This window comes from bacterium endosymbiont of Bathymodiolus sp. 5 South (assembly GCF_900128535.1).
Classification (GTDB): Bacteria; Pseudomonadota; Gammaproteobacteria; order PS1; family Pseudothioglobaceae; genus Thiodubiliella.
Map to the genome: position 1 here is coordinate 1 of NZ_FQTR01000140.1, position 4,206 is coordinate 4,206.

Annotated in this window: 2 protein-coding genes and 1 pseudogene; 1 reads left to right on the forward strand and 2 read right to left on the reverse strand. The window is 39.0% G+C overall.

From position 1 onward, the window contains the following. Nucleotides 1-472, reverse strand: a pseudogene (locus BBROOKSOX_RS09155) (IS1595 family transposase); the annotation flags it as partial. A 314-nt stretch (nucleotides 473-786) separates the two neighbouring features. Next, the gene (locus BBROOKSOX_RS09160) at nucleotides 787-1,308 is read right to left on the reverse strand and encodes a transposase (protein WP_139661270.1); all 522 of its coding nucleotides are present in this window, start codon (nucleotides 1,306-1,308) and stop codon (nucleotides 787-789) included. A 160-nt stretch (nucleotides 1,309-1,468) separates the two neighbouring features. Between BBROOKSOX_RS09160 and BBROOKSOX_RS09165 the strand changes: the two genes are divergently transcribed. Beyond that, nucleotides 1,469-4,206: inverse autotransporter beta domain-containing protein (locus tag BBROOKSOX_RS09165; RefSeq protein WP_218973718.1), on the forward strand; the 2,738-nt coding region annotated here is incomplete at its 3' end.

Consider the following 4,206-nt stretch of genomic DNA (forward strand, 5'->3'; position numbering starts at 1 on the left):
GATTATTAAATCTAAATTCACATTCTTTAAGGTGTAAATTAAACATTTTTTTATTCATTCCTTTAAATTTTACTAATCTAATTTTGGCATAACCCCAAAACGATTCTATGTCATTAATATGCGCATTGCCTCTAGCAAATTCATTCTTTCCATGATGCACTCTAAAATGCTTTTTATAGCCAAAATCTACAATGCCATTATACCCTTTCCAACCATCAGAATGAATCACACTATCAATGCTTGCCTTACCTCTAATTATGCTCTGCAGCCTAGCTGCAGAGCAATCTGATACAATTTCAGTATAAATCTTATCTCCTCGTTTTAGCAAACCAAACACAATGGTTTTTCCTAGGGCGCCACAGCCGCGCTTACCGCGGACGCGCCGTGCACCAAAGTAAGATTCGTCAACTTCAATCTGCCCCACTAGTGGGGCAGATTGAAGTTGAGATAACTCTAAAATTCTAAGTCTAATAGCACTCAAATATTTGTTAGAGGCCTTTGCATAAATAGGAATGATTAGCAAAATCCAATTTTTGCCCAATTGGTGATTTCTTTAAACCTTGTCCTATCAGGGCTAAGGCTGGGTTTAAAAAATCGCCAAGTGGGTGAAAAATGGGTTGATAATGATTATTCCTATTTATACAAAGGTCTCGCTTAAGTTGTCATGACCCTTTCAAAATTACCTGTATTTTTTCATAAAGTCAAAAAAACCTTGTGTTCCCAGCTGTTTTCTTGCTTTATTTCTCTATTTTTAGTCCTTTCCCACTCATTGGGCGTAACAATCCTTTAGACTTCATAGCCAGCTTCAGGATCTTGAGTGTTATTGCCATTCCTACCTTTGCGTTTGCGTGATTGCTTGGCTTCAATGACGGTGGCATCAATAATGTTGATTAAACCTAGAGAAACAATAATACTGTTTTGTTCTAAATGATGATTGATTTGTTCTAGTAGCGGTTCTAGCAAATTTTCAGTATTGAGTAGTTGTCTAAAACGCCAAATGGTAGCGTGGTCTGGCACTACTTCGCTTAAACTTAAATCAATGAAGCGTCTGAACATTAAATCTCTAGCAATTTGTTTTTCTAGAGCCTCGTCACTTAAGCCATACCAAGCTTGCAAGATGAGAATCTTAAACATCATTATAGGTGGATAAGCACTTGCACCTGTTTTAGATGAATATAGATTTGATAGAGTTTGTTCTATCTCGCTCCAGTTGATGATGTTATGCACATCATCAAGCTCTGATAGGGATTTGTGTTCAATGACAAGAGGATCTGCAAATGAGTTTTGTTGGGTATTTTTCCAAGACATTTTTTAGTTTTTAGTTGTTTATTAGAGGGTTGTTATTTTACTGGATTGGTGGTTTTTTGGCTGGGTTGTGCAAAGGTCTCCAAGAGTCATTTAATTTGTACAAGAAGTGCGGACAGGATATAATAAAATTCAAATCTTGATTATAAAAGAGGGTTTTACCGTGACTAGTATAATAATAAAAACCCAATTAACCCACTGCTTTAACAACACTTTTTCTAAAACCTCAACACTAATCCCAATAGTAAATATTGCGCGGGGAGTGCTATCCAGTGGGCTTGATAAACTCAAACGCTTTCTTGCCCTTAGTCTTTTAACCACACTCTCTTTTAATGTCTTCGCTGTTGACAACCCTCAGCAACTCAACAAAGCAGAATTTAACAAAGCCGCTTATCTAGATCTTAGCAAGCCTTACAACGGCAATAACCCACAACCTGTTAGCAAAAAATATAACCAAGCCACTACTTTATTAAAAGAGGTGGCAGGCACGGTGCGCAATGCCTTAGGCTCTACTAATTCAGACAATGCTGATCAACTGGGTAATAAGATTACCACAGGTATTAGTAACCAGCTCAAAAACCAAGCTGCTAACAAAACCGAAGGTTTAATTAATAGCAAAGCCAATAAATTGTTAAACAAATTTGGCGCTGGCCGTAGTGAGGTGAGTATTGGTGGGATTAGCTCAAAAAAACTGAGTTATAACATTGACACTATTCAGCCACTCAGTGAGTTTAACTCAAAGATTAAAACATTAACCTTTATTCAAGGTTCTTTGTTCAACTCTGAGAATGAAGGCAGTCGTCGTAATACCCTTAACCTTGGATTAGGACATCGTATGTTGGTAGAAGACGATCGTGCGATTGTAGGTATTAATATCTTTACTGATTATGAAATCAACTCTAAGCACAAGCGTACTTCCTTAGGCTTAGAATACCAAAGAAGTAACTTTAGCCTTACTGCTAATAAATACCACCCACTCTCAAATAAAGTCGTGATTGGGGATTATACTGAAGAAGCCCTAAGCGGTCATGACATTAAAGTAACTGGACAAATACCTTATATTCCTTGGGCAAAAATCAAAGGCACACATTACTACTGGGATCAAAGCGCAGGAGGTAGCATTAATGGTAGTATCCTTGGTGTAGAAGTCCAACTCTCACCCTCAAGTAGCATTGAGTTCGGTCAAGAAGATTCCAACACCATGGAGCATTCTGGCTACGCCAAGTTAAATTTAAGTTTCCCATTCAATACGAATGAAAAGATGACAAGCTTTGCGTTTGATAAAAAGGCGTTTAGAGATTCAACAAGAATGGATTTAACGCTACTAGAGATGGTTGAGCGCTCACAACAAATTAAAATAGAAAAACTACTTAACAAGCATGCTATTCAATCAGCAACATCAGCAACGATAGCTGAGGATACCACAGGCACTTATACCATAGTGCTTGACAGTGAACCTACAAGTGATGTTACCATTAGATTGACCAGTAGTGATACCACAGCTGCCACAGTAACCCCTTTACTCACCTTTACCACTAGCAACTGGAGCCGTCCACAAACGATTACGATTACTGCTGAGAATGACAATGATACGGATAACGAAACTGTTATCATTAGCTATGCTATTTCTGGTGGTGGTTACGATACTGTCAGTATGGCTAACTTTACTGCCACAATGATTGATAATGATACTGCTGCTATCACCCAGTTAGCAACAGCTGCTGTCACCCAATTAGCAATATCAGCTACTGCTGTTGTTGCTGGTGTTACTCAATCAGCAACAGTAATGATAATGAGTGAGGGCAGAACAGGTGCTTACACTATAGTGTTAAACAGTGAACCTGAAGGTGATGTTACCATTAGATTGACCAGTAGTGATATTGCTGTAGCCACAGTAACCCGATCACTCACCTTTACCACTAGCAACTGGAGCCGTCCACAAACGATTACGATTACTGCTGTGAATGACCCTGATATGGACAACGAAACTGTTGCTATTAGACATGTTATTTCGGGCGGTGGTTACGGTTCTGTCAGTATGTCTGATATTAAAGTCCGCATAATTGATAGGACACCTAGTTCAGCATTAAAAAGCATCATTCAATCAACAACAACAGTAGATATAGGTGAGAATACTACAGATACTTATACCGTAGTACTTGATGCTGATCCGACAGGCGATGTTGTTATTGCGATGACTAGCTCTGATACCAATATTGTTACTGTAACCCCTTCATTGACATTTACCACCAATAATTGGGCTACCCCACAAATAGTAACAGTTACTAGCGTGCGGGATATTAATGTTGATAAAGTTGTCTATGTTTCACACACCGTTACTGGTAGTGGTTATAACGCTGTTACCATGAGCGATGTTTTGGTGCATGTATCTGATATTCCTGTTGAGTTTGTTCAAGTCTGTAATTTTTGGTTTTTTGTGTGTTTCGGTTGGCAATTGGAGGAAGTAAAACCACAAAGTATTATTCAATCAGCAACATCAGCAACGATAGCTGAGACTGCCACAGGCACTTATACCATAGTGCTTGGTAAAAAGCCTACAAGTGATGTTACCATTAGATTGACCAGTAGTGATACCACAGCTGCCACAGTAACCCCATTACTCACTTTTACCCGTCGCAACTGGAGCAGTCCACAAATGGTAACGGTTACTAGTGTGAATGACAATGATGCGGTTAGGGAAACTGTTATCATTAGTCATGCTATTTCTGGTGGTGGTTACGATACTGTCAGTATGGCTAACTTCACTGCCACAATGATCGATGATGATACTGCTGCTGGTATCACTCAATCAGTAACATCAGCAACGATAGCCGAGTCTGCTACAGCCACTTATACCGTAGTGCTTGACAGTGAACCTACAAGTGATGTTACCATTAGCCA